Source organism: Candidatus Palauibacter polyketidifaciens (assembly GCF_947581785.1).
GTDB lineage: Bacteria > Gemmatimonadota > Gemmatimonadetes > Palauibacterales > Palauibacteraceae > Palauibacter > Palauibacter polyketidifaciens.
On sequence record NZ_CANPVO010000033.1, the window covers coordinates 1 to 23969 of the forward strand.

General features: G+C 69.5%; 18 protein-coding genes. 6 read left to right on the plus strand and 12 right to left on the minus strand.

Annotated features, from left to right (window positions below; all coding sequences use genetic code 11):
- From RN729_RS08625 to RN729_RS08640, 4 genes are all read left to right on the plus strand, one after another.
- On the plus strand, nt 1–1349 hold a 1349-nt coding region (locus RN729_RS08625; protein ID WP_310783715.1), incomplete at its 5' end, for a nicotinate phosphoribosyltransferase.
- Nucleotides 1350–1382: 33 nt separating this feature from the next.
- The gene (locus RN729_RS08630) at nt 1383–2726 is read left to right on the plus strand and encodes an amidohydrolase family protein (RefSeq protein ID WP_310783717.1); all 1344 of its coding nucleotides are present in this window, start codon (nt 1383–1385) and stop codon (nt 2724–2726) included.
- A 26-nt stretch (nt 2727–2752) separates the two neighbouring features.
- Entirely contained in the window at nt 2753–3190 is a 438-nt protein-coding gene (locus RN729_RS08635) for a cupin domain-containing protein (protein WP_310783719.1), read from the plus strand.
- 97 nt (nt 3191–3287) lie between these two features.
- Nucleotides 3288–4454 (plus strand): ATP-binding protein, encoded by a 1167-nt coding sequence (locus RN729_RS08640; RefSeq protein ID WP_310783721.1) that lies wholly within the window; start codon nt 3288–3290, stop codon nt 4452–4454.
- Between the two features lie 56 nt (nt 4455–4510).
- On the opposite strand, the gene RN729_RS08645 is transcribed toward RN729_RS08640, so the two are convergent.
- The 11 genes from RN729_RS08645 to RN729_RS08695 form a co-directional block, all read right to left on the minus strand.
- The gene (locus RN729_RS08645) at nt 4511–6439 is read right to left on the minus strand and encodes a gamma-glutamyltransferase (protein WP_310783723.1); all 1929 of its coding nucleotides are present in this window, start codon (nt 6437–6439) and stop codon (nt 4511–4513) included.
- Nucleotides 6440–6536: 97 nt separating this feature from the next.
- The gene (locus RN729_RS08650; RefSeq protein WP_310783725.1) at nt 6537–7289 is read right to left on the minus strand and encodes a S8 family serine peptidase; all 753 of its coding nucleotides are present in this window, start codon (nt 7287–7289) and stop codon (nt 6537–6539) included.
- Nucleotides 7286–9004, minus strand: a complete 1719-nt coding sequence (locus RN729_RS08655) for an ABC transporter ATP-binding protein (protein WP_310783727.1) — start codon at nt 9002–9004, stop codon at nt 7286–7288. Before RN729_RS08655 ends, RN729_RS08650 begins: the two co-directional genes overlap by 4 nt.
- 51 nt (nt 9005–9055) lie before the next feature.
- Nucleotides 9056–10171, minus strand: coding sequence for a hypothetical protein (locus RN729_RS08660; protein ID WP_310783729.1), 1116 nt, complete (start codon nt 10169–10171; stop codon nt 9056–9058).
- Complete coding sequence (gene qhpC, locus RN729_RS08665; RefSeq protein ID WP_310783730.1) at nt 10168–10500, minus strand: quinohemoprotein amine dehydrogenase subunit gamma; 333 nt, start codon at nt 10498–10500, stop codon at nt 10168–10170. Before qhpC ends, RN729_RS08660 begins: the two co-directional genes overlap by 4 nt.
- Nucleotides 10501–10549: 49 nt before the next feature.
- Nucleotides 10550–11989 (minus strand): quinohemoprotein amine dehydrogenase maturation protein, encoded by a 1440-nt coding sequence (gene peaB / locus RN729_RS08670; protein ID WP_310783732.1) that lies wholly within the window; start codon nt 11987–11989, stop codon nt 10550–10552.
- Nucleotides 11986–13707 (minus strand): quinohemoprotein amine dehydrogenase subunit alpha, encoded by a 1722-nt coding sequence (gene peaA / locus RN729_RS08675; protein ID WP_310783734.1) that lies wholly within the window; start codon nt 13705–13707, stop codon nt 11986–11988. Before peaA ends, peaB begins: the two co-directional genes overlap by 4 nt.
- Before the next feature lie 153 nt (nt 13708–13860).
- The gene (locus RN729_RS08680) at nt 13861–15519 is read right to left on the minus strand and encodes an FAD-dependent oxidoreductase (RefSeq protein WP_310783809.1); all 1659 of its coding nucleotides are present in this window, start codon (nt 15517–15519) and stop codon (nt 13861–13863) included.
- Entirely contained in the window at nt 15408–16088 is a 681-nt protein-coding gene (locus RN729_RS08685) for a hypothetical protein (RefSeq protein ID WP_310783736.1), read from the minus strand. The genes RN729_RS08680 and RN729_RS08685 overlap by 112 nt, the downstream gene beginning before the upstream one ends.
- Before the next feature lie 32 nt (nt 16089–16120).
- Nucleotides 16121–17146, minus strand: a complete 1026-nt coding sequence (locus RN729_RS08690; RefSeq protein ID WP_310783738.1) for a peptidyl-alpha-hydroxyglycine alpha-amidating lyase family protein — start codon at nt 17144–17146, stop codon at nt 16121–16123.
- 35 nt (nt 17147–17181) lie between these two features.
- Entirely contained in the window at nt 17182–18603 is a 1422-nt protein-coding gene (locus RN729_RS08695; RefSeq protein ID WP_310783739.1) for a HupE/UreJ family protein, read from the minus strand.
- Between the two features lie 192 nt (nt 18604–18795).
- Between RN729_RS08695 and RN729_RS08700 the strand changes: the two genes are divergently transcribed.
- Complete coding sequence (locus RN729_RS08700; RefSeq protein WP_310783741.1) at nt 18796–19992, plus strand: hypothetical protein; 1197 nt, start codon at nt 18796–18798, stop codon at nt 19990–19992.
- Between the two features lie 28 nt (nt 19993–20020).
- A complete protein-coding gene (locus RN729_RS08705) occupies nt 20021–21214 on the plus strand; it encodes a hypothetical protein (protein ID WP_310783743.1) in 1194 nt (397 codons plus the stop codon).
- Between the two features lie 37 nt (nt 21215–21251).
- On the opposite strand, the gene RN729_RS08710 is transcribed toward RN729_RS08705, so the two are convergent.
- The gene (locus RN729_RS08710; protein ID WP_310783745.1) at nt 21252–23888 is read right to left on the minus strand and encodes a TonB-dependent receptor; all 2637 of its coding nucleotides are present in this window, start codon (nt 23886–23888) and stop codon (nt 21252–21254) included.
- Between the last annotated feature and the right edge of the window lie 81 nt (nt 23889–23969).

Here is a 23969-nt window from a genome sequence, read left to right on the forward strand (position 1 = left end):
CGGACCTCTACCAGCTCACCATGCTCAAGGCGTACTGGGAACACGGGATGCGCGAGACGGCCGTGTTCGAGTTCTTCGTCCGCCGTCTCCCCCCGAATCGCAATTTCCTGTTGGCTGCGGGCCTGGCTCAAGCTCTCGACTACCTGGAAGGCCTGCGTTTCGAGCCCGACGAACTCGAGTGGCTCGGCGGCCAGCCCGGCTTCCCCCCCGCCTTCGTCGACTGGCTCGCCGATCTGCGCTTCACCGGGGATGTGGACGCCATGCCCGAGGGGACCGTCTTCTTCCCGGATGAACCGCTGCTGCGCGTGACCGCGCCGCTCCCTCAGGCGCAACTCGTCGAGACACGACTCATCTCGCTGCTCAACTTCTCCTCCCTCATCGCCTCGAAGGCAGTCCGCTTCCGGCTCGCGGCCCCGACGGCCCGGCTGGTGGACTTCGGCCTGCGGCGGGCACACGGCTCGGAAGCGGGGCTACTCGCCGCCCGGGCCGCCTATCTTGCCGGCTTCGACGGCACGGCGACCGCACTTGCGGGCCAGCGCTGGGGGATCCCGACCTTCGGCACCATGGCCCATTCGTTTATCCAGGCGCACGACAGCGAAGCCGAGGCCTTCATTCGCTTCGCCCGCGCCCATCCCGAGAACGCGGTGCTGCTCATCGACACGTACGACACCGAGGCGGGCGCGTCGAAAGTCGTGGAGACCGCGGCCGACCTCCTGGCCGAAGGCATCGAGATTGGGGCGGTGCGGCTCGATTCCGGAGACGTCGCGTCCCACGCCCGCAGCGTGCGCCGGATTCTGGATGACGGAGGCTGTCCCGGAGTCCGGATCTTCGCGAGCGGTTCGCTCGACGAGCACGGCGTGGCCCGGCTGGCCGACGTCCCGATCGATGGCTTCGGCATCGGGGCCGCCCTCACCGTTTCCGCGGACGAGCCGGCGCTCGACAGCGTCTACAAACTTCAGGAGTACGCTGGCCGGCCACGCCGCAAGCGCTCGGAAGGGAAGGCGACGTGGCCGGGTCGCAAACAGGTCTTTCGCACCTGCGAACGCGGTCGACTCGCGCGCGATGTCCTGGGGCTCGACGACGAGGCATTGTCCGGCGAGGCCATGCTTGTGCCCGTGGCGCGCGCCGGAGCACGACTGCGGTCGGATCCCCCGCTGGAGGAGATCCGCGATCGTGTCCGAGCCTCGCTGGAAACGCTACCGGCGGAGCTTCGGGGACTCGAGTCGGCTCCCACGCCGTTCCCGGTGGAACCATCGCCGGCCGTGCGTGAACTCGCCCGGGAGGTCGACCGCCGGACTTCCGGCGACGACGTCGGGGAGGGCTTCGCGGCGACCGGCACACCCGGCTAGCTTTCTCAACACGACCGTGTTCGAGGAGGTCAAATGAGGTTCGCCAAACTTTCTCTGGGGTTCGCCCTCGCCGCGTACGCCGCGGCTCCCTTCGCCGCGGCCGGCGAGCAAGCGTCGCAGACCGGCGCCACCGCCTTCGTCGGCGTGAACGTGATTCCGATGGATTCCGAGCGGGTCCTCACGGGACACACCGTCGTCGTGCGCGGCGACCGGATCGTCGCGGTCGGGCCGGCCGCCGAGGTCGACGTGCCGGACGGCGCTCGTCGCATCGACGGCGCCGGGAAGTACCTGATGCCGGGACTGTCGGAGATGCACGGACACACGCCGGGCGGCTTTCCGACCGACACCTTCCGCGAACAGGTGATGTTCCTCTACGCCGCGAACGGCGTGACGACCGTGCGGGGGATGCTCGGACTGCCCGGCGACCTGGAGTTGAAGGCCAGGGCGAACACGGGCGAGATCTGGGGGCCGACGCTCTACCTCGCGGGTCCGAGCTTCAACGGCAACTCGGTCACGTCGCCGTCGCAGGCGGCGGAACGCGTGTGGATCCAGAAAGAGGAAGGGTGGGACCACCTGAAGATCCACCCGGGACTCACCGTGCCGGAGTACGACGCGCTTGCCGCCGCCGCCGCACAGGCCGGCATTCGCTTCGGGGGCCACGTCCCGGCCGATGTCGGGATCCGCCATGCCATCCTCATGGGACAGGAGACCTTCGACCACCTCGACGGCTACCTGGAGGAGGCGGGAGGCGTCCGCGGCCCCATGGACCCAGCGAAGCTGGAGGAACTGTTCGCGCTGACGATCGGCGCCCGGGCGTGGGTCGTGCCCACGATGGTCCTCTGGGAAGTGGGCGTCATCGGCTTCGGCGACCCCGAGGCGCTCGCGGCCTATCCCGAGATGCGCTACTGGCCTCCGCAGGGCGTCCAGGGCTGGAAGGACCGCCTCCAGGCGATCCAGGCGCGCGGCAACTGGGACGTGGAGCAGGCGCGCCTCCACGCGAGTAACCGGACGCGTCTCCTCGGCATGATGAACGAGGCCGGCGTGGGCATCCTCATGGGCACGGACTCACCGCAGATGTTCAGCGTCCCCGGCTTCTCGCTCCACCGCGAACTCGCGGCGATGGCCGACGCCGGGATGTCGCCGTACGAGATTCTCGCCAGCGGCACCCGGAACGTCGGGGACTACTTCCAGGGCTACGACACCTTCGGGACGGTGGCCGCCGGCCGGCGGGCCGATCTCATTCTGACGAACACGAACCCCCTCGACGACGTGGCGAACGTCGCGGACCGCGCCGGCGTCATGGTGCGCGGCGTGTGGAAGTCCGAGGAGGAGATCCAGCAGGGGCTGGCCGAGATCGCCGCCAGCTTCGGCAACTGACGGAGACGCACGGGACGGAGACGATGATGACGGAGAATGGAACCGTACGCGGCGTGGTCGAGCGCCACGAAGGGATCATTACGGTGCGGGGTGGCGGCAGGCACCGGGCCTGGAACGGGATCGAATACAAGACCGGGATGTGGGCGGAGAACGTTGGCTCGAACGCCCTCTCCATGAACGTGGCGATGATCCCGCCGGGCGGCGTCGCGAAAGCACACATCCATGTGGATTTCGAAGTGATGCTCTACATCCTCGCCGGGCGCGTCCGCCACGAGTTCGGGCCTCGGCTGGAGAAGACGCTCGACAACGAAGCGGGCGACTTCATCTTCATCGAACCCGGCGTCCCCCACGAGGTGTTCAACCTCAGCGACACCGAGCCCGTCGTCGCGGTGGTCGCGCGCTCGGACGCGCAGGAGTGGGAGAACATCGTCGACTTCCAGCGCCCCGTGCGAGACTCACGGTAGATGCCAGGGCGCGGGACGTTCGTGCGGGCACACCGGCGGCGGAGGGAGACGAACCATAGGTCTTGAAATATGAGCATTGAATGTTCATATTTCATGGATGATCGCTCGTCCCGCGCACGTCGCTGAACTCGTCCGGAAGCTGGACGCCAACCCGGTCGTCGCCTTGCTCGGCGCCCGCCAGGTGGGCAAGACGACGCTCGCCGGCATGCTGGCGAGCACCCTCGCCGAGACGCAACGTCCGGTCACGAGCTTCGACCTGGAAGATCCGCGCGACCTCGCCAGACTCGATGAGCCGACGCTCGCCCTGGAACCCCTGCGCGGCCTGGTGATCATCGACGAAATCCAACGCAGGCCGGACCTCTTCCCCGTCCTGAGGGTGCTTGCGGACCGCCGGCCGAGACCCGCGCGCTTTCTCGTCCTGGGCAGCGCCTCGCCCGAGTTGCTGCGCCAGGGGTCGGAGTCCTTGGCGGGCAGAATCTCGTTTCACGATCTCGGCGGTCTCGATCTGGCCGAGGTCGGACCCGAGCGGTGGCGCAGGCTGTGGCTGCGGGGCGGATTCCCCAGGGCATGGCTGGCGCGCAACAATGAGGCGAGCGCGGAGTGGCGGCGCGACTTCATCCGAACGTTCGTGGAACGCGACCTGCCGAGCCTCGGCATTTCCCTGCCGCCGCGGCTCCTGCACGATTTTTGGACCATGCTCGCCCACTATCACGGGCAGATCTGGAACGGGGCGGAACTGGGGCGCGCCTTTGGCATCGCACACACGACGGTCCGGCGCCACCTTGACCGCATGACCGGGGCCTACGTCATGCGCCAGTTGCGGCCGTGGCGGGAGAACCTCGGCAAGCGCGTCGTCAAGTCGCCCAAGGTCTACATCGCCGACAGCGGTCTCCTGCACGCGCTGCTCGATATCCCGACGGCGCGCGACCTCGCGGCCCACCCCAAGGTCGGTGCGAGCTGGGAGGGATTCGCCCTCGAACAGGTCGTGCGCCGCCTGGGCGCCCGCCCGGAAGAGTGCTACTTCTGGGCCGTGCACGGCGGCCCGGAACTGGATCTTCTCGTGGTCCGCGGCCGGCGGCGTCGCGGCTACGAGTTCAAGCGCACCGACGCGCCCCGCGCCACGGCTTCCATGCACGCCGCGATGCGCCACCTCGGGCTTGACCAGCTGGATGTCGTGCATGTAGGAAACGATACCTTCCCGCTGACCGACGGGGTCCGGGCGGTTGGCGGGGGAGACATATTCACCGCAGTCGCACCGCTGTAGGCGGATCGGGCGCATCCGTAACGACATGGAGATCGACGAGCCCTTCCGCCGCGGCTTCAGAATCCGAGCGACGCAGTCTCCCGCCTCACGTCTCCCGCCGCGGTCATCACCCCGGTTTCCGGGTCGCGCCATGTCACCGTCGGAGCGCCGGCACGCCAGTTCCACAGGCCCCAGGAGCGCACATCGTGGCCCATGGCGCGCAGCGCCTCGGCCGTCTCCGCCGGGATCCGGTCCTCCATGTAGAGGACGGCGGGATTCCGGTTCACCTCGCTCCCGGTAGCCGGGAAGTTGTAGCTGCCGAAACGGGGCTGGTCCAACGCCTGCTCGGGGGACATGCCCCACACCACGACGTTCAGAAAGACCTGCAGGAGGCACTGCATCTGCTGGTCGCCGCCCGGGGTCGAGAGCCCCATGAACGGCTCACCATCCTTCACCACCAGGAGGGGAGAGTTCGTGTTCCGCGGGCGCTTGCCGGGCGCCATCACGTTGGCCAAGTCGGGGTCCAGGTTGAACTGGCCCATGCGGTTGCCGAGTCCGAAGCCCCATCCCGGGATCATGGGCGTGAAGGTGTGGCCGTCGCTCTCGGTGAGAGAAAACACGTTGCCCTCGCCGTCCATCACATTCAGAGAGGAGGTGTCGAAGGAGGGGGCTCCAGCGTCGGCATCGTCCGACCCCCGATGCTCCGGCGCGGCGGCAACGGGCTGACCTTCCGGTACCACGAAGCTCGCGGGTGCGCCCTCCGCGACCGCCGCCATCCGTACCGGATCGCCCCACGGAGGCATGTCCGGGAACGCGCGATTCTCGTCGATGAGCCCGATGCGCTCGCGCGCGTACGCCTTCCCGTACAATCCCTCCGGAGCGGGCGCGAAATCCGGATCCCCGACGTACTTGTGGGCGTCCGCCATCGCGAGGTTGACCACCTGTGAGACGAGGTGGATGTACTCCGGTGTGTTGTAGCCCAGGGCGCGCAGGTCGTAGTTCTCCAGCATGTTGAGCATCAGGATGATGCGTGGCCCCTGGCTCCACCCGTCGCCGGCGTGCACGTCGTAGCCGTTGAAGCCGGTCGCCAGCGGCTCCTCCCACCGACTCTCGTATCCCGCCATGTCCTCATAGCGGACGATGCCGTCGTGCTCCCGGAAGAAGCGGTCCACATCGCGCGCGGGGTCCCCGCGGTAGAAGGCGTCCCGGGCGGCGCGGATTCCTTCGGAACGGCTTCTTCCCGCCGCCAGCGCCTGCTGCTCGGCCTCCATCATGTAGCGGATGAGCCGCCCCAGGTCGGCGTTCACCATGAGATCGCCCAGGCGCTGCTCGCCGACCCCGTTGGGGAACCAGAAGTCGCGATTATACGGAAAGGCGAGGATCTCCTCCGTCTGATCCTCGGTCATCCATTTCTGCATCTTGTAGAGGTGATAGCCCTCCTCGGCGATGCGCAGCGTCGGCTGCGCGGCCTCGCCGAAACTGAGGGTGCCGAAGCGGTCGAGGGCGGCGAGCCAGACGTCCACGTCGGCGGGAATCAGCGCGTTGTTGATGGGCGACTTGCCGTGCTCGAGGAAGTAGTCGAGGGTGGCGAGCGCGGGTGAGGTTCCCGCGCCGACCCGGGTGATCACGCGATCCTCGGCCGCGCTGTAGATGATGAGCGGCGCGACCCCGGTCCATCCCGCGTAGTCCATCTTGAGCGCCTTGAGCGCCATCCCCGCGGTCACCCCGGCATCGAAGGCGTTTCCTCCCGCCCTCAGCACGTCGTAACCGGCCTGCGTGGCGAGATAGTGCCCGGAGGAGATCACCCCGTGCGTGCCCATGATCCGCGGCCGCATGGCTTCGACGTTGTCGGCGTCGTGGACCGCGCCGTGACTCCGGAACGGAGCGATGGTGGCGAAGACGCCTTCCTCGGCGGCTGCGGACTCCTCCGGGACGTCCATCCCCGGACTGCACGCCGCGACGAGTGCCAGAGCTGCGACTGCGATCACACGTGCGAAGGGCTTCATCGCGTCATCCTCCTGTATCCGCTTGCTTCCCACACCCCTGAAGCTACTTCCGCGGATCGCTCCGGCAACGACGCAACCGGGCGCTCCCGCGGGAACGTCAGACCGCGGTCAGCCCCTCCAGTGCGGCCAGGGCGTCGGCCCGACCACGCGCTTCCGGGAAGAGTTCGAGCGCGAGGGCGACGATGCCGGTCGCGTTCGCCACGGCGAAGCTGATGCCGTTGAGGTTGCGCGTCGGCGGGACGCCCGGAATGGGCCGCGGGTAGCCCGACGCATACAGGACGCGCCGCCCATCGCGGCGACCGATGCGGACGCGGTGCCGCGGCAGGTCCCAGTCGAGGCACACGCCGAGCGCGCCGGGGAGGCTGCCCGGCAGCCAGCGCTCTCCCTCGTGGGAATAGGCCGCGATGACGAGCGTTCCGGCTCGCGCGGCGTGCTCGACCGCGGGCTGCAGCATCTCGATGCGGCTCCGGCGGGGCGTTCCGAGGCTCAGATTGGCCAGCTGGCAGCCGCGCTCCCCGGCCCAGTCGATGGCCTTCGCCAGCGTCCGGGCGCTCGTCGCAAGTTCCTCGTGAAAGACGCGGACGACACGGACCCGCGCGCCCGGCGCCTTCTCCTGGATGGCCGCGGTCACGGCGGTCCCGTGGCCCAGCCGGTCGGTCAGGTCGTCGTGCTCGCGCCCGTCGGGGGTGAGCGCGATGCCGCCCGCCAGGAGCCCCAGGTGCGGATGGCCCGGATGCGCCCCGCTGTCGATGACCGCGATCGAGACGCCCCGGCCGGTCCGGCTCCAAAGCGGTGCCGCGCGCATCCGCACGGAGGGCGCCACGGGCGGTCCCGCGGCGGGCGCCGTCACCCGGCGAACAGGGCGCGGAACGCACCCGGTCGACTGTCGAGCTCCGCCGGCCGCCCGTCCTGCGCGACCCGCCCGTCGCGGAGCACGACCACGCGCTCCGCCCGCCGCGCGAGCTCGGGACGGTGCGTGATGAGCACCGTGGTCCGCCCCCGCATCAGCGCCGCATAGCCCTCGAGCACCTGCGCCTCCGAGGCCGGGTCCAGCGCTCCCGTCGCCTCGTCGAACACGAGCACGGCCGGATCCGCGAGGAAGGCCCGCGCCACGGCCACGCGCTGCCGCTCGCCGGCGGATAGCTGCCGGCCCCGCTCCCCGACGACCGTCTCAGCCCCCTCCGGAAGCGATGCCATCAACCCATCGAGCGCGGCCGCCGCGAGCGCCCCGGCGACCTCCAGGTCCGTCGCGTCGGGCTTGGCATAGCGCACGTTCTCGGCGATCGATGCGTGGAAGATGAACGGATCCTGCTCCACCACGGCGACGTTCCGGCGCACGTCGGCCAGCGCGAGCTCCCGCAGGTCCCGTCCGTCGAGCAGCACCCGCCCGCCGTCCGGGTCGAGCTGGCGCGAGAGCAGATCCGCGACCGTCGACTTCCCGCTCCCGCTCGCCCCAACGAGCGCGACCACCTGCCCGGCGGCCACCTCCAGCGACACGCCTTCCAGCACCTCGCCTCCCCGCCCGAAGCCGAGCCGCACATCCTCCAGAACCAGCGCCCCGGAAGCCCGCCCCAGCCGCTCCGCCCCCTCTGCCTCCACGACCTCCAGCGGCGTGTCAAACAGTTCATGGACGCGGACGAGCGACGCCCGCGCGCTCGCCAGATTCGCGTACAGCCCCATCAGCGCCTGCACGGGGAAGAGGAGCCGCATCTGGTAGGCCATGAACGCGACGAACGTCCCCAGCGTCGTCGCCTCCGTGATGACCCGGTAACCCCCGTACAGGAAGACGGCCGCCGTCCCCGTCTGCAGGAGGACCCCCGGCAGGCCTCCCGCCAGGTACGTGTACCGGCGCATCGACAGCAGGGCCCGCACGAAGCGGTCGTTGTGGCGCCCGAACCGCGCCGCCTCCCGCTCCTGGGCGTTGGACGCCACCACCGTGCGCACGCCCTGCAGCGTCTCGATGAGGAAGCTCCCGATGTCCGCGCTCCGCTCCCGCAGTTGCGTCACGCGCCCCTCGAGCCGGTTCCGGTATCTCACCAGCGCCCAGAGGCTCGGCGGCAGCGCGATGAGCCCCGCCAGGAAGAGCCGAGCATCGAGATAGACGAGCATCCCCACCGTCCCGACGAGGAAGAGCACGTTCCCGAACAGCCCGAGCGCCGCGTCCGCGGTCACCCGCTGGATCTCGCCGATGTCGCTGTTGATGCGCGAGACGATGTCCCCGAACGGCGTCCGCGCGTAGAACCGCGGCGAAAGCCTCTGCAGGTGGCGGTAGAGCGCCAGCCGCATGTCGAACAGGATGCCGGCCGACACCCGCGTGTACCGCATCCCGCTCGCGACGTTCGCCCCGAAACCGAGGAGGGTGATTCCGATGAAGAGGCCGACGATCCTGAGCAGGAGAGGGAAGTCTCCCCCCAGGATCGCATCGTCGATCATCGACTTCGACAGGTAGGGAAGCGCGAGCCCGAGGGCGGTCCCGGTCGTGGAAAGGAGGACCACGGGAAGCAAAGCCCCCGCGTACGGTCGGACGTAGGCGAGGGCTCGGCGAAGGTGCGGGTCCCGGATCACGCGGACCTCACGAACTCGAACGCCGGATCGAAACCGGATCGCGGGCCGGGATCAGCCCGGATCGGGCACCACGACGACGCTCGTCATGTCCGCGTCCAGCGTCACCGTGCGCAGGAACTCGAACGTCTCCTCGTCGTAGATGTCGATCGTGCTGCCGGCATTGTAGATGTAGAGCTTCGTGCCGTCGGCGCTCGGCATCAGCGCCATCCGCGGCCGCCCCGCGAAGGTGACGCGCCCGGCGACCCGCCGGTCCCGAAGATCGAACTTCCACATTTCGTAGTGCCCGATCTCGGACTTGAGCCCGTATCCCTTCGTCCCGTCCGGAGAGAGCACGAACGACACCCCCTCGTCGGGGCCGATCGGGTGGAACTCCACGTCCTGCCCGGCCAGATCCACGGTCGCGATGCCCATGAGACGTCGGTTCTGGAGCGGATCCGTCATGCGGAAGAGGCCCGTGTAGACGCCGCCATCCTCCTGGTACGGGCTCTCGCCGAACGGCAGCCGCATCTCGCCCAGCCCCGGCTCCAGCGGCTCCGAGATATCCCAGCGGTCGACCTCCTCGAAGGTCTCCGAGTCGAGCGCGACGAGGTCGTCCGCGAACATGTACAGGAGGTCGCCGTCGGGGGAGAACCGGAAGTTGGCGAACCGGCGCGGCTCCTCGCCGGGCCAGGGGATAGTGTCGGTCACCTCGTACGTGCCGAGGTCGAGACGAAGGATGGTCGGCTCGCCGATCTCGTACCGGTCCGCGAGCTTCGTGCGGCTCTGCACGAACATCGCCATCCATTCCTGGTCGGGATGGACCTGGAAGGAACGGATCCAGGTGCGCGTCGCGCCTTCGCTCAGCGTGAACTCTCCGATGGACTCCTTGGAGGGGAGCGCAATGATCTCGATCGTCTCGAAGAACGGATCCATCACGTAGAGCCGCGACCGGTCCTCGGAGACGTCGAGACGAAGGGAGATCGGACGCTTGACCGGGATCCTGTCCACGACTTCCTCGGTGGCCTCATCCCAGACGAGGACTTCATTGCTGTAGTTGCCCATGTACCAGTGGGCGTTGCGGCCGTTCCCCTGAGCCTCCAGCGCCCGGACCCCGCTCAGGGCACAGGCGAAGGCGGCGACCGCGGCGAGACCGGCCGCGCGCGTCCGGACCATCCGCGGGAGGCTCACGGGAAGACGAGGTCCAGCTTCCGCCAGTCCTTCTGCGCCGACGCGCACTGCGACGTCCAGTCCGGCGAGTGGTTGAGCTGGTCGGGCACGTGCGCCGGCCAGAAGCAGGCGAGGTGGCAGTCGAACAGGTCCCGCTCCACCGGCTGGCACAGCCCGGCCGTGCCGCCGGTCGAATCGACCTCCCAGCCGGGCGAGAAGACGAGCGAGCACCCGAGTGGGATGTGAGGCCCCTCCGGCCGGCTCTCGAGCCCCACGACGTCCAGCTCATCGCGGGCCACCTGAGCCTCGATGCGGCCTGCCTTCTGGTTGATCGGCTTCAAGTGTTTCACGTCTTCCCCCCTCGCATGCGAAGGTCGGCCGGGCCCGCGCCCGGCCGCGTCAATGGTCGAAGCGGGCCAGGTACTCCGGGTTCCGCTCCGACAACTCTCCGTAGATCTCCAGACACGTGTGCGTCCACGTCCGGACCCAGTTGCAGAAGTGCAGGTTGGGCGCGGTCGTCTCGCCGTGTCTCGTGTGCGCTTCGTGATAGCAGCCGCCCGAGCAGATGGGCCGGGCCCAGCACGTATGGCAGTCCGTCTTGTTCTTGATGTGGTGATCCTCGAGGAAATCCTTCTGCCGCTCCCGGTCGATCCCCTCGGCGACAGTCCCGAAGCTGTGGTCGTTCGAGTAGGCGAAGCGGTGGCAGAGCGAGACGTCGCCCCCCGTCGTCACGCCCATCAGCCCGAGCCCGGCCCCGCACGGATATGCCTTGCTCACGCCCTTGTGGATCTCCTCCAGCGTGTCCTTCACGTTCGAGAAGCCGTGGTGCCGGTTCTCCACCGCGTGGTCCAGCCAGTCGCGCGCCAACTCCCCGAACTGGCGCAGCATGCGGTCGTATCCCTCGTCCTCGATCTCGTAGTCACGCCCGGAGGATGTCGTGACCGGGGCGAAGCCCACCTCCCAGAACCCCATCTCCTCCGTCAGGTGCTCGTAGATCCGGTGGATGTCGAGGTTTTCCCGGGTGAGCGTCACGCGCGCCCCGATCGGGCGGGACTTGTGACGCTTGAGGAGCTCCTTGATCCGGGGCTTGACGGTCTCGTAGGAGCCCTTGCCGCTGTGGAAGACCCGCATGCGGTCCTGCATCTCCTTCGGGCCGTCGATGGAGACGGTCACGCCGATCTCGTTGTCCGCCAGCCACTCGATGATGTCGGGGCGGAGGAGCGTCGCGTTCGTCGTGAGGCTGAACTCGAGCCGCTTCCCCTCCTCCTCGGCGCGGCGGCGGGCGTAGGCCACCGTGTCCTGGAGGACGGGGAAGTTGAGCAGCGTCTCTCCTCCGAAGAAGGTGAGGTGCGCGACTTCGAGCGGTCCCGACTCCTTGAGGAGAAACTCCACGCTCTCTCGCGCGGTCTCGTCCCCCATGAACTTCGGGTCGTCCGTGCAGGTCGTGTCGACGATTTTGTCTTCGCCGTACTCGTAGCAGTAGGTGCACGCGAGATTGCACTTGTTCGTGACGTTGAGGACCATCGTCGTGAGCGGGAAGCCGTCGGGCGGCAGATCGTTCACGACCTGTTCGCCGGTAGCCCCCGCCTCCCCGATGGCGCGGATCTGCTGGAGTTCCAGCAACCCGTCGTGTACGCGGTCGACGGAGTACCGGTCCGAGAGCGAGTTCACGACTTCCCCCGGCGCGCGGGGACCGTAGCTGAGCAGATCGAGGATCGCGGAGGATGCCGCGTCGATCCGGAAGATGCCGGCCGAGGGGACGAGATAGAGAAACCGCTCGCCCGCCGCCTCGAAGGCGTGGAACTCGCGCAGCGCCAGTTGGCCGACGGGTTTGATCATGGCACCAGCCTCCCTGCCGGAACGCCCTGCCACGGGTCGAACTTGAGATAGAGCGGCACCGTGACGATGAGGTGGGCGCGGGCGCGGAGGGCGCCGCCGCCGTCCGCCGCCGCGTCGGAACCCGCGTAGGTCGCGACGACCCACACGTCGCCGATGTTGTTCCGGTTGCCCTTGCGGCTCTCGTTCGGACCGTCGATGGCCGGAGTGAAGACGCCGTCGGATCCCAGCGCGCCCACGTACTGGATGTCGTCGTCGTCAAAGGTGGCCGTGTACTCCTCCATGCTCCAGGTCACGGGCACGCGCCCGAGCCGGATGTCGTCGTCCGTATTCGGCTCGCCGTCGGGGCCGTCGTCCCACCCGATCGCGTCGTACGGCTGATAGCCCTTCGGGAAGGCCCCGCCGCCGATCCGCGCCATGCCGGCGCGCGGCGTCACCTGGAGGCGGTCCACGCCGTCGTGGACCTGAATCGCGCCGGCCAGGCTCACGCCGCCCACGAAGAGGTCGCGCCCGCCGACCGCCGCATCGTCATCGACCGAGAGGCGAAGCGTGACCTGGCTCCCATCTCCGCCCGTCGCGGACTCGACCCGGACACCCGGCCCGAAATCGAAGTCCATCGCGTCGGGATTCGCCGGGAGGTTCAGACCGTGGACCCGGAGTTCGGCGGACGAAGCGCCGGTGCGGATCGCGCGCGGGTGCACACCCGATACGACGGGGCCGCCGCCCGCGCGGGTTAGCGTCACGTCGGGGCCGAACTCATCGTACGCGCCCGTGAACCAGCGGCCGGTCATCTCCTGCCATCCGCGGTCCACCGTCATGACTTCCCGCAACTCGTCCGCACCGCCGGGATTCGACCGGCCCCGCCACTGATAGCCCGTATAGACGATCGCCTGTCCGCTGCGACTCGCCTCCTGCCCCGACTCCGCGTATGTGTACGTCGCGCGGGAGCGGAACTCATCGGGTCCGTCGCCGGCGGAGATCTCCACCGTGCCGAAGATCTGTCCCTTCCCCGGCTCGAAGCCCGCCAGCGCCCAGGTGCCGGCGAGGCGCGGCGTGCGCATGGACGCCGACCAGGCGGACCATTCGGGCGTCTCGAGGGGAAAGGCCTCCGAGAGGTGGTCGATCGCCTCGTCCACCGGCTGAGGTCCGTCGCCGCCGTCCTGGAAGCCCTGGAAGTCGACGAGCGGGTAGAGGCCGCGGTGCGTCGCCATGAGAAGTTCCCACTCCTCGCGCGTGCGCCGCTGGGTGATGACGCGGCCCATGCTGTGGCACTGGATGCAGGTGTTCTCGACGTCGCGGTCTGCCTCGTAGACGTGTTCGATGAGGCGGCGCTCGACCTCGAAGCGGCCGGGCTCGAGTTCCCCCGGAGCGAGACCCTGCCGGTTGGAGAGGTAGCGCACGACCTCGCGCGCCTCGTCGGGGCCGAGGGAGACATCGTTGAGCGCCACCATCCGGCGGACCGATGTCTGCCACCCCTCCGGTGTCTTCCGCTCGTAGGAGATCCGCGTCATCCGCCCTTCGTCATCGCGTTCGTGACAGCGCTGACAGCGACGGATGATGATCTCGTGCTCGATCGGATAGCCCTCGTCGTCGGCCTGCGCCGGGACTCCCGCGGTGCCGGGGAGCTGAGCCGAAGCGAGGTCGACGGGCGAGGTCGCGGGCATGCCCGCGACCGGAGGCAGCGCGCCTGCGCCGAGGAAAACCAGCGCACCGACGGCCATTCCGGCCGCCGGCCGTCGGTCAAGTGCCCGTCGCGTAGTCGCTTCGCGTCTCATCCAGCCTCCGTTTCGAACCGGTGAATTGTGCGCCAATCGGTGCGGCCGCGCCACCCCGAACGGGGCATTCTCCACGCCTTGGGGCCGCCCGCCCGCCCGTCACGGGTCGGCCAGCTGGAGGAAGCCGGCGCCCACGGCGAAGGAGAGAGCGGCCAGAAAGTCCGGGAGCGGCACCGCCGTCCCTCGCCGGTTGTACGTCTCGAACAGGTCGGGAACCTGATCAGAGTCCGGCGCGACCTCCACGAGCCGGCGGAGGTCGACGTTGCGTACGTAGCGCGCGCCGTCCGGGAGTCGATCGGAGATGAGGTGGGTCTCGAGGGCGATCCGGTCGTCGACGACGGCGGGGCGGGGCACGCTCGAGAGCCCCGACGCCGGGCGGAGACGCACGGCCGGCAGCGAGCGGATCGTCTCCCACGCGGTCCGCACCTCGGGGCGCGCGAGGAAGGCGTCGACCCGGCGTTCCGCAAGCGAGCGGTCTCCGGGTTCCGACACCGCGGGCGCTCCGGGTGCCGAAGCGGGCCCCGGGATGTCCGCGCCCGCTTCCCGGGCCGCGGCCAGGCGAACCTCCCAGAAGGCGTGGTCGTTCGCGGCGGCGGCCTGCTCGAAGAAGGGGACGGACAACGCCCGGTAGGTGCGGTACACCTCGCGTTCCCGGTCGTCGTACAGCTCGCAGGCGGGTCGGGCCATGGCGTCGTCCTCGAGCCCCGTATGCGTCACGATCGCGGCGAGCCAGGCGGAGGCGAGCGCCTTCTTGACGCCGTACGAGGAGAGGGGGTCGATGAAGGAGCCGGCGTCGCCGACGAGGAGCAGGCCCGGCCGGCCGTGCGAGGTCGCGCCGTAGAGCGACGCGGGACATGCCCGCACGGGCCCGTCCAGCCGGCCTCCTTCGAGGCGCCGACCGAGCCGCGCCGCCTTGGCGAGTTCGGCGCGCCACATGCCGCCGAGGCCCTTCTCGCGCGCCAGGTGCGTGCGGCGCGGGTCGACCATCGCCGTGACGCAGCGGGTACGCGGGGATGTGGGCACCGACCAGGCCCACCCGTCGTGGTAGCTCTCGATGAGCGTACAGCCGGGGTCCGGCGGAGCGTGCCCGCGGTCCGCGGTCCAGCGGCCGACGAGCGCGAGCGTGGCGATCCCGCGTTCGCGCGCGCGCAGCCCGCGCCGGGCGAGCACCCCGGCCCGTCCGGAGGCGTCGAGCACCCAGCGGCCCCGGTAGCGCGCGGCCGAAGTGGCCACGCGCCAGCCATTGGGCTCCTCGGCCGTCTCGATGACCGGTCCGTCCGTCACGAGGCGCACGTCCGCCTCGCGGGCCACTCCGCGGAAGACGGCTTCGAGCGCCGCGCGCTCCGCATGGAATCCATGCTCGCGCTCTCCGAACCGTTCTTCACGGCGGGGCATCCCGGCCCACCACACGGTGTTGCCTTCGTTCGGCACGAGGCCCGCCGCGTCCAGAGCGTCCAGCGCTCCCACGCGTTCGAGGAGCTTCCGCGCCGAGCCAGGGATCGACTCGGCGAGCCATTTCGCCGGCGGGGCCGGCCGCGTGATCAACGCGACATCATGCCCGCGCCGCGCCAGCGACGCCGCGGCGGCGCAGCCGGCCGGCCCCCCGCCGACGATCAGGACATCGTAGACGTGTCGGTCCGGCCGGCTCAGTTCGCCCGCTGGCGCAGCGCGAACGCGCCCGCGCCGCCCGGTCCGTTCGTCGCGAAGCAGTAGAAACGCCCGTCGCCGCCCGTCCCGCGCAGGTCCTCGAGGCTGCAGCCCCGGGACCCGTGCGCCTCGTTCCACGAGGTCGGGTTCTGTCCGCCACCCGTGCGGTCGTGGTGCCCGACAAGCGCGCTGCCCTCGGCGCTCGACGTCCAGTTGCCGCACGTCGTGTCCCCGTCCGCGTCCGACGCCGTTCCGCTCATCAGCGACCCGGTGAGGATGTCGTGCTGGTTCGGCTGGTCGCCCCGGCCGTTCACCTCATCGCCATTCTCCGTAAGGATCGTGGCCTTCGTGAGGTTCGGGCCGTTGCTGTGCAGGTGCTCGACATCCCGGGCGATCATCGTCCCCGCGTGGTTGTACCACGGCCCCTCTCCGATCCGGTCGCGCGCGTTCACGCCGCCCGCGCCCGTCGTGCTCAGGTAAGCCCGCCACGTGCGGTCGGGCAGCCCCGCCGCCTCGGCCAGCGTCGCGCAGTACGCGTCCGCGCCCTCGATACCGCCGAGATCCGCACCGCCCCCCGGATTCGAACTGGTGATGAAGAAGCTGATGTTCTCGTCCTGCGCCGCCGCCCCGCTCACGCCGAACGCGAACAGGACCGCCATGAAGCCAATCGTGCGTCTCATCTCCGACTCCCGTGCTGGTTGTGCGAAATCTGCTACCGCCGGATGTACTTTCTCATCTGGCGGGGTCCGACCTCGGCCCCGTAGAGGTTGCCGTGCGCATCGATCGCGATCCCCTCCGCGCCGCTCGTGCCGGACGCATCCTGATCGGGTTCCGGATCCGGGATGAAAGCCGTCACCCAGCCGGTCGCCGCGTCGCCGATGTAGATGCCGCGGAGCCACCCCTTGTTGCGGCGCGCATTCGACTCCGAGTCCGTCGAATAGAGGACATCGCCCTCATCGATGAACAGCCCGCTCGGACGTCCGAACTGGTGCCAGGTTTCGAGGTGGTTCCCCTCCTGATCGAAGATCTGGACGCGGCTGTTTCCGCGATCGCCGACGAAGAGCCGTCCCTGCGAGTCCATCGCGAGCGCGTGCGGGTCGCGGAACTCGCCGTTCGCCGTGCCCGCGCGTCCCCACTCCATGAGGAAGGTGCCATCGGGCGCGAACTTCACGATGCGGTTGTTGCCGCCCGAGTCGTGCCCGTCCGCGACGAAGATGCTGCCGTCGGGCGCGATGAGGATGTCCGACGGCTTGTTGAAGTGGTTCGGGCCGTCGCCGGCGACGCCCTTCTCGCCCAGCGTCATCAGGACCTTACCCTCGGGGCTGAACTTGTAGACCACGTGTCCCCAGCCCTCCGGCACCGGCGCGTATCCCACGGCGTCGGCGACCCACACGCTGCCGTCCTCCTCGACGAACATCCCGTGCGGCCACGCGATCAGTCCCGAGCCGAAACTCCGCACGACGTTCCCCTCGGTATCGAAGAGCAGGATCGGGTCGACATCGCTTTCGACGCACAGGTTCGCGCCGCACCGCTCGCCCACCCAGATGTGTTCGCCGTCCGGGGCCGGGTAGACGGCGCTTGTCGCGCCCCACGCGCGTCCGTCGGGAAGCTGTCCCCAGCCGTCCATCGCCATGTACGGGTTCGGCGCCGTCAACTGCGCCTCGAGCGCGCGGGCACCCGGAATGACTGCCGCCAGCGCGAGTCCCGTGACGAGTCCGATTCGCCTTGTGCCGAGCATCCGTCCTCCTGTCTTTCCGGTCCGTACCATCCACATCATGTCCCCCCCTTCGCCTTCGCCGCCAGCCGGCCGAAGGGTCCGCTGACCGCCCACGCCGCGCCCACCACGATCAGCGCCAGCGCCCCCCAGCGCATGAGCGCGGCGCCCAGCGCTCCGTCGAAGGCGGGCCAGGCAAATCGGTAGGCCAGCAGGTCGGAGCCCCGCTCCGTCATCCAGTGCCAACCCGTGTGCGCCAGCAGCGCCGACCCGATGATCGTCCCCATCCGCTCCGCCACCACCTTGCGGAACAGCACTTCGACCACCGGAACGGCGACCGCGACCACGACGAGCTGTCCCAGTTCCACCCCGACGTTGAACGCGAGCAGGGACGTGAGCAGGTGTCCGCCCGCGAACTGCAGAGACTCGCTGAGCGCGAACGAAAAGCCGAACCCGTGCACGAGCCCGAACCCGAACGCGAGCAGCCAGCGTTTTCGAGGTTTCGCCCCCACGATGTTCTCGAGCGCCATGTAGACGATCGAGAGCGCGATGAGGGTCTCGATCAGCGGCGGGAACCAGAGCGCGCGCGGCGCGATGCCGAAGGCTGAGGCGATGAGCGTGATCGAGTGCGCGATCGTGAAGGACGTGATGACCGGGACCAGGCCCCACAGCGTCCGCAGCGGGATGACGAGACAGAGGAGGAAGAGGAGGTGGTCGATCCCGTCCAGGATGTGCGTGAAGCCGAGCGACACGAAGCGCAGCGCGGCCTGGTGCCAGCGGGGGTCGAGCCGCACGAGTCCCGGGTCGCCGACGTACTGGAAGACGCGCTCCGGCCGATCCGGCGGCCGCAGGCGCAGCACCGTGACCGTGCGCAGGCCCAGGTGCGCGAAGCCCGGATCGATCGAGAAGCGGGATTCGTCCGACGCGATATCGTACTCCAGCAATACATCGAGCAGAGCCTGACGCCACGGGAGCTGCAGTCCGGGGTCGAGCGGCGGGGCGTCGAAGTGCGCCAGCGCCGTCTCGTAGGTGGCGAAGGACCGGTCCGAGGGGAGCGAGACGCGGGTCGCCACGATGCGGGGCGCTTCCAGGCGTCGATCTTCCTCGTAGAACGTCACATAGTCGGCGAGCCAGAGCTGCGCCGCATCGCGGAGGAACGGATCCGCCGCCTCCAGATCCAGATACCCGAGTCCGTACCGGGGGAACTCGATGTCCCGCATCGCCTCGAGCGGCGCCCGGACGAGGAAGCGGAGGCGGGATCCCTCCGGCGTGACGAACGCCTGCACGGTGACGTCCGCCGGAATCTCGTGCGGCATGGCGGGGATCGCCTCGGCCACCCGATCCGGCGATCCCCGCTCGGCCGCGCGTTCCGGCGCCGCCCGCGCCGCGCCAGCCAGACTCGTCAGGCCGTAAAGCGCGAGGACGCACCCCATCAAGGGCGCCGTGCGCCGGGTTGGACGCCGTGCGTTACGTCGCTTCATCCACCATCCCCGGACTCCGTGAGACTGGGAAGAGCATTCCTGGTCCGCCCGCACGATGGCGCGGCCGGCCCGCGCCGTCGACCCCGGCCGGTCTCTGGACGAACGCGGATGGTATCTGTAGCGTGAATCGATCGGCCAAAGTCGGAATCGGGCGACTCGGGAGCGACTCAGGATCCGCAAGGAGAGACAGCCATGAACGGAAAGCGGCGAACGCTCATCTTCGGTGTGGTCGCGGGTATCGCTCTCGCGTTGGCGTGCGGTCAGGCGGCGATGGACGACGGCGCCGCGGCGAGCACGGGGCAGGGCGTCGAGGCGCCGATGTTCGAGGTGGATCCGTTCTGGCCGAAACCGCTGCCGGACCACTGGGTGCTCGGCTCGGCCATCGGCGTGGGCGTGGACTCGCGCGACCACGTCTTCATCGTGCACCGCGGCAACCTCACCGAGCGCACGGAGGGCGGCGCCGACGCCGACCCGCCCATCGGCGAATGCTGCCGCGCCGCGCCGCCCGTGCTCGAGTTCGATCCGGACGGGAACCTCGTGAACGCCTGGGGAGGGCCCTCCGAGGACTACGTCTGGCCCGGCTCGAACCACGGGATCACCGTCGACCACATGGACAACCTGTGGATCGGCGGGAACGGACCGAACGACACGCACATCCTGAAGTTCTCCCGCGACGGCGAGTTCCTCGCCTCCTACGGCGAGCCGGAGGCAGGCCCCGAACCCGACAGCCACAGCGAGACGCGCTTCAACCGCGTGGCGAAGCTCGCCTTCGACGCCTCGGCCAACGAGGCCTATCTCGCGGACGGCTACGGGGGACGCAGGGTCGCGGTGCTCGACGCATCGACCGGGGCCTTCAAGCGCTACTGGGGCGCCTACGGGAACGCGCCCGACGACACGCGGACGCCGCCCTACGATCCCGACGCGCCGCTCATCCAGCAGTTCCGGACGCCGGTGCACTGCGCCGAGCCTTCGCTCGACGGCCTCGTGTACGTGTGCGACCGCCCCAACGACCGCATCCAGGTCTTCCAGACGGACGGCACGTACGTGGATGAAGTGCAGATCGCGCCGCGCACGCTCGGCGACGGGTCGACGTGGGACATCGCCTTCTCGCGCGACGCGGACCAGAAGTACATGTACGTCGCCGACGGGAAGAACATGCGGGTCTACATCATGGACCGCGCCTCGCTCGAGATCCTGACCAGTTTCGGGGACGGGGGCCGTCAGCCGGGCCAGTTCTTCGCCGTCCACAGCATCGCGACGGACTCGAACGGCAACATCTACACGACGGAAACCTACGAGGGGAAGCGCGTCCAGAAGTTCGTGTACATGGGCCTGGGCCCGGTACCGGCCGAGCACCAGGGACCGCCCTGGCCGCGCGGCGACCAGTAAACTGTCGGACCGGCGAGGAGGTACGGCCATGAACGGCAAACGGCGAACCCTCATTGGCGGTATGACGGCCGGCGTCGTCATCGCGCTCGCCTGCGGGCAGGCCGCGATGGACGACGCGGGCTCGGCCGACGCGACGGGACAGGGCGTCGAGGCGCCCCGGTTCGAAGTCGATCCCTTCTGGCCCAAACCCCTGCCGGAGCACTGGCTGCTCGGCTCCACCGTCGGGGTCGGCGTGGACTCCCGCGACCACGTGTTCATCATCCATCGCCGCGCCTCGATCAACCCCGGAACGGAACTGGGGCTCGATGCGGACCCGCCGACGAGCGAGTGCTGCCGGGCGGCCCCGGAGGTGCTCGAGTTCGATCCCGAGGGGAGTCTCGTGAACTCCTGGGGAGGCCCGTCCGACGAGTACGTGTGGCCGGAGTCGAACCACGGGATCACGGTCGACCACATGGACAACGTGTGGATCGGCGGCAACGGGGCGAGCGATTCGCACATCCTCAAGTTCTCGCGCGACGGCGAGTTCCTCGCGTCGTACGGGCAGCCGGCCCTTGGAGAGGAGCCGGACAGCCACAGCGAGACCCGCTACAACCGCCCGGCGAAGGTCGCCTTCGACGCGGATGCCAACGAAGCCTACGTCGCAGATGGCTACGGCGGGCGCCGCGTGGCGGTGCTCGACGCGTCGACGGGCGAGTTCAAGCGTTACTGGGGCGCCTACGGCAACGCGCCGGACGACACGCCGTCGCCGCCCTACGATCCGGATGCGCCGCCCCTCCAGCGGTTCCGCACGCCCGTACACTGCGCCGATCCCTCGATGGACGGACTGGTCTATGTCTGCGACCGTGCCGGCGACCGGATCCAGGTCTTCCAGCGGGATGGGACGTACGTCGACGAAGCGATGATCGCGCCGCGCACGCTGGGCGCAGGCTCGACCTGGGACATCGCCTTCTCGCGCGATGCGGACCAGAAGTACATGTACGTCGCCGATGGGTCGAACCATCGCGTCTACGTCATGGACCGCGCCTCGCTCGAGGTGCTGACGACGTTCGGCGACGGAGGCCGCCAGCCGGGGCAGTTCATCGGCGTCCACAGCATTGCGACGGACTCGAAGGGCAACGTCTACACGACCGAAACGTACGACGGGAAGCGGCTCCAGAAGTTCGTGTACATGGGCATGGGCCGCGTACCGGCCGAACAGGGCCCCCTCTGGCCAGGCCGCTAGAAAACCCCCGGCCAGGCCGCCAGGGAGCCCCGGGCCGCTAGGACGCCTGCAGGCGCGCGTACAGGTAGCGGCCGTTGAAGCCCATCGCCGAGAACGAGCGATAGGTGAAGATTCCCCCGAACGCGTCGACCCGCGTCGGGAAGGCATCGAAGAGGTTCTCGCCGCCGACCGTGAGGCGCCACCTTTCCGCGACGTCGATGTGGACTCCCGCATCGAAGGTGACCTTCGGTTCGAGGAGCCGGATCCTGTGGGGGTGCTCTCCGACGCCGACCGAGCGCAGCTCCTCCTGCGCCCCGTAGACGTTCGCTCCCACGCCGAACTCGAACGCTCCGCTCGTGAACCTCGTCTTGAACCTGCCGCGCCAGTCCGGGCGTCCCTCCTCGAGGAAGAAGACGTCGAAGCCGTCGTAGATCCTGAACGATTCGTCCCGCAGCGCCTCGTTCTCCTTCACGCAGGCCGCGATGTTGCCGTCGGGGCACCGCCCGCGCACCTGTCCCCAGTTCACGGAGGCCCCGAACTCGAGGCGTGACGCGTCCCCGAGCCGCCGCCCCCACGTGATCCCCGCGTCGATGCCGTACGACCGGAGGTCGACCACGTTGGAGAAGAAGCGGATCGATTCCGCGGCGAAGTCCGCCAGCAGAAGCTCGAGGAGGCCGCTGGCGCCCGTCTCCAGCCGGTTGGAGAGGAGGACGGCGTCGGCGACCTCCGTCGCATACCCGTCGACCGTGATGTGCAGTTCGTCGGCCGGCGTGAGCGCAAACCCCGCGCCGACGGAGCGCGACCTCTCCCCCCGGAGGGGCGACGCGCCGACGGCCCGGGCTTCCGGCGCGTCCACGGGAAACGTGCCCGCCTCGAACCCGAGGGTCGCGCCCGGCTCGTCCGGGTCTGCGCGCCGCCCCGCCGCGACGTGTCCGTAGTGAGACTGGCTCAACGCGGGCGGTCGGAATCCCGTGGACATGCTCGCGCGGAAGATGGCGGTGCCGGAGAGCGCGAGGCGCAGCGCGAGCTTCCCGTTCAGCGTGCCGCCGAGGTCGCTGAAGCGTTCGTAGCGTCCCGTCGCGGAGACCAGGAGCCGCCGTGCGAGCGGCGCGTCGACGTCACCGTGGAGGCCGACACTCGACCGGTACCAGCTCCCGGTCTCCTCCGGCCGGAAACCGGTGAAGCGTTGAGCACCCGCCGCCGCGACGCCGCCGCTCTGGGTGGGGTGAAAGCCGTCGATCCGCGACGCGGGTTCTCCCGCCAGGATCCGGTAGCCGTCGACGCGGAACGTCGCCCCGAGGGCGAGGCTCACCGGCCCCGCGCCGAATCCCGTCTCGATCCGGCGCCCCACGTCCGCGTTCGCAAGGAACTGGTGGTTCTCGAGCGCACCCGTGGAGAACCGGGTCCCGTTCGGAATCCCCGGGTCGTCCGCGGTGCCGGGAATCCCGTCCGCGCCGGGCGCGCACGCCGATTCGAGGCACGGTCCGAGCGATGGGTTGAGCGTATCGAACAGGTCGTTGTCGACCCGATTGGCGCCATATTGCGCGTTCAGGTCCCAGCTCCAACCCCTCCTGGACGCATCCCCGATTTCGGTCTCGGACCCACCCCCCCGCCGATCCTCCACGCCACCCCTGAGGCCTGTGACGAGGGAAACGTCCCGCGCATCGGTGTCGAAGCTCGGCAGAAAGCCCAGCGGATGGATCCCGGGCCAGTTCCGGTCGTCCATCGAGCGCACGAAGAAATCCGAGTGCAGTTCCCGGCGCCGACTGTAGCCGCCGAACGCGTAGAGTTCGGCGCCCCCGGAGTCTCCGCGCACGGCCGTGACGGGGAGTTCGAGGTTGGCGAACAACATGAAGTTCGAGGATTCGCCGTCTCCCCACAGGTGGTTCGGCTGCGCCACCTCGTTGTGCTTGCGGATGACGACGCCCCCATCAACGAAGTCCGCGTCCCCCGGGAGGACCTGGTCGCGGCCATCGGCGCCCGCGCGGTTCACGGGTTCCCGCTGGCTGAATGCGCCCGTGAGGTTCAGGACACCGCCGCCGCCGATGCCCAGTCCCCAGTTCCCGGAGAGGTCGTAGCGAAGTCCGTCGTCATCCCACTCGTCCGGAAAGTGGTGGCCGACGGAGGCGATGAACTCGGGTGCGGAAACCGTGTTCCGGAGCCGGACGTCGATGACCCCGGCGATCGCGTCGGAGCCGTGCCGCGTCGTGCCTCCGCCGCGCACGACCTCCAGGTGGTCGATCGCTTGAAGCGGGAGGGCGTTCATGTCCACGCCGCTCGCTCCGGGAAAGGCGCCGCCGCCCAGCGTATGCACGACCGCCGTGGCGTGCCGGCGCTTCCCGTTCAGGAGGACGAGCGTGTGGTCCGGCGAAAGCCCGCGCAGCTGGAAGGGTCGAACGGCCGACGTGAGATCCGCGACCTGCCGGCGCGGGAAGTAGGCGGATGGCAGGAGTTCGCCGAGGACGGAAGCGAGTTCCGCCTGTCCGGTTTCGAGAAGCTCTGCTCGCGAGAGGATCTCGATGGACGCGTTCGTCCGCTCGTGGGCCGCCCGGTCGAGAGTGTCCAGCGCTGTGCGGCCCGACGGGCCGGCCTGCGCCTCGGCGGCCCGAGGCGCGGCGGCGGAATACGTCGCGGCGCCGGCGACGAGCAGCGTCCCTAGCACAAACCGCGCGGGTGAAATCCGCGTGTCGGTCATCCCGCATGTTCTCACGCGCTCGCGCCGAGCGCCAACGTAAGCCATCGGACCCCGACCGTCGCAGCCATCCATCCTCCCGCG

What these genes read in the sequence shown, in the direction of transcription:
- RN729_RS08630 (WP_310783717.1), top strand. Translation starts at nt 1,383, where the DNA reads ATGAGGTTCGCCAAACTTTCTCTGGGGTTCGCCCTCGCCGCGTACGCC.
- RN729_RS08635 (WP_310783719.1), top strand. Translation starts at nt 2,753, where the DNA reads ATGACGGAGAATGGAACCGTACGCGGCGTGGTCGAGCGCCACGAAGGG.
- RN729_RS08640 (WP_310783721.1), top strand. Translation starts at nt 3,288, where the DNA reads ATGATCGCTCGTCCCGCGCACGTCGCTGAACTCGTCCGGAAGCTGGAC.
- RN729_RS08645 (WP_310783723.1), bottom strand. Translation starts at nt 6,439, where the DNA reads ATGAAGCCCTTCGCACGTGTGATCGCAGTCGCAGCTCTGGCACTCGTC.
- peaB (WP_310783732.1), bottom strand. Translation starts at nt 11,989, where the DNA reads ATGATCAAACCCGTCGGCCAACTGGCGCTGCGCGAGTTCCACGCCTTC.
- peaA (WP_310783734.1), bottom strand. Translation starts at nt 13,707, where the DNA reads ATGGCCGTCGGTGCGCTGGTTTTCCTCGGCGCAGGCGCGCTGCCTCCG.
- RN729_RS08685 (WP_310783736.1), bottom strand. Translation starts at nt 16,088, where the DNA reads ATGAGACGCACGATTGGCTTCATGGCGGTCCTGTTCGCGTTCGGCGTG.
- RN729_RS08690 (WP_310783738.1), bottom strand. Translation starts at nt 17,146, where the DNA reads ATGCTCGGCACAAGGCGAATCGGACTCGTCACGGGACTCGCGCTGGCG.
- RN729_RS08695 (WP_310783739.1), bottom strand. Translation starts at nt 18,603, where the DNA reads ATGAAGCGACGTAACGCACGGCGTCCAACCCGGCGCACGGCGCCCTTG.
- RN729_RS08700 (WP_310783741.1), top strand. Translation starts at nt 18,796, where the DNA reads ATGAACGGAAAGCGGCGAACGCTCATCTTCGGTGTGGTCGCGGGTATC.
- RN729_RS08705 (WP_310783743.1), top strand. Translation starts at nt 20,021, where the DNA reads ATGAACGGCAAACGGCGAACCCTCATTGGCGGTATGACGGCCGGCGTC.
- RN729_RS08710 (WP_310783745.1), bottom strand. Translation starts at nt 23,888, where the DNA reads ATGACCGACACGCGGATTTCACCCGCGCGGTTTGTGCTAGGGACGCTG.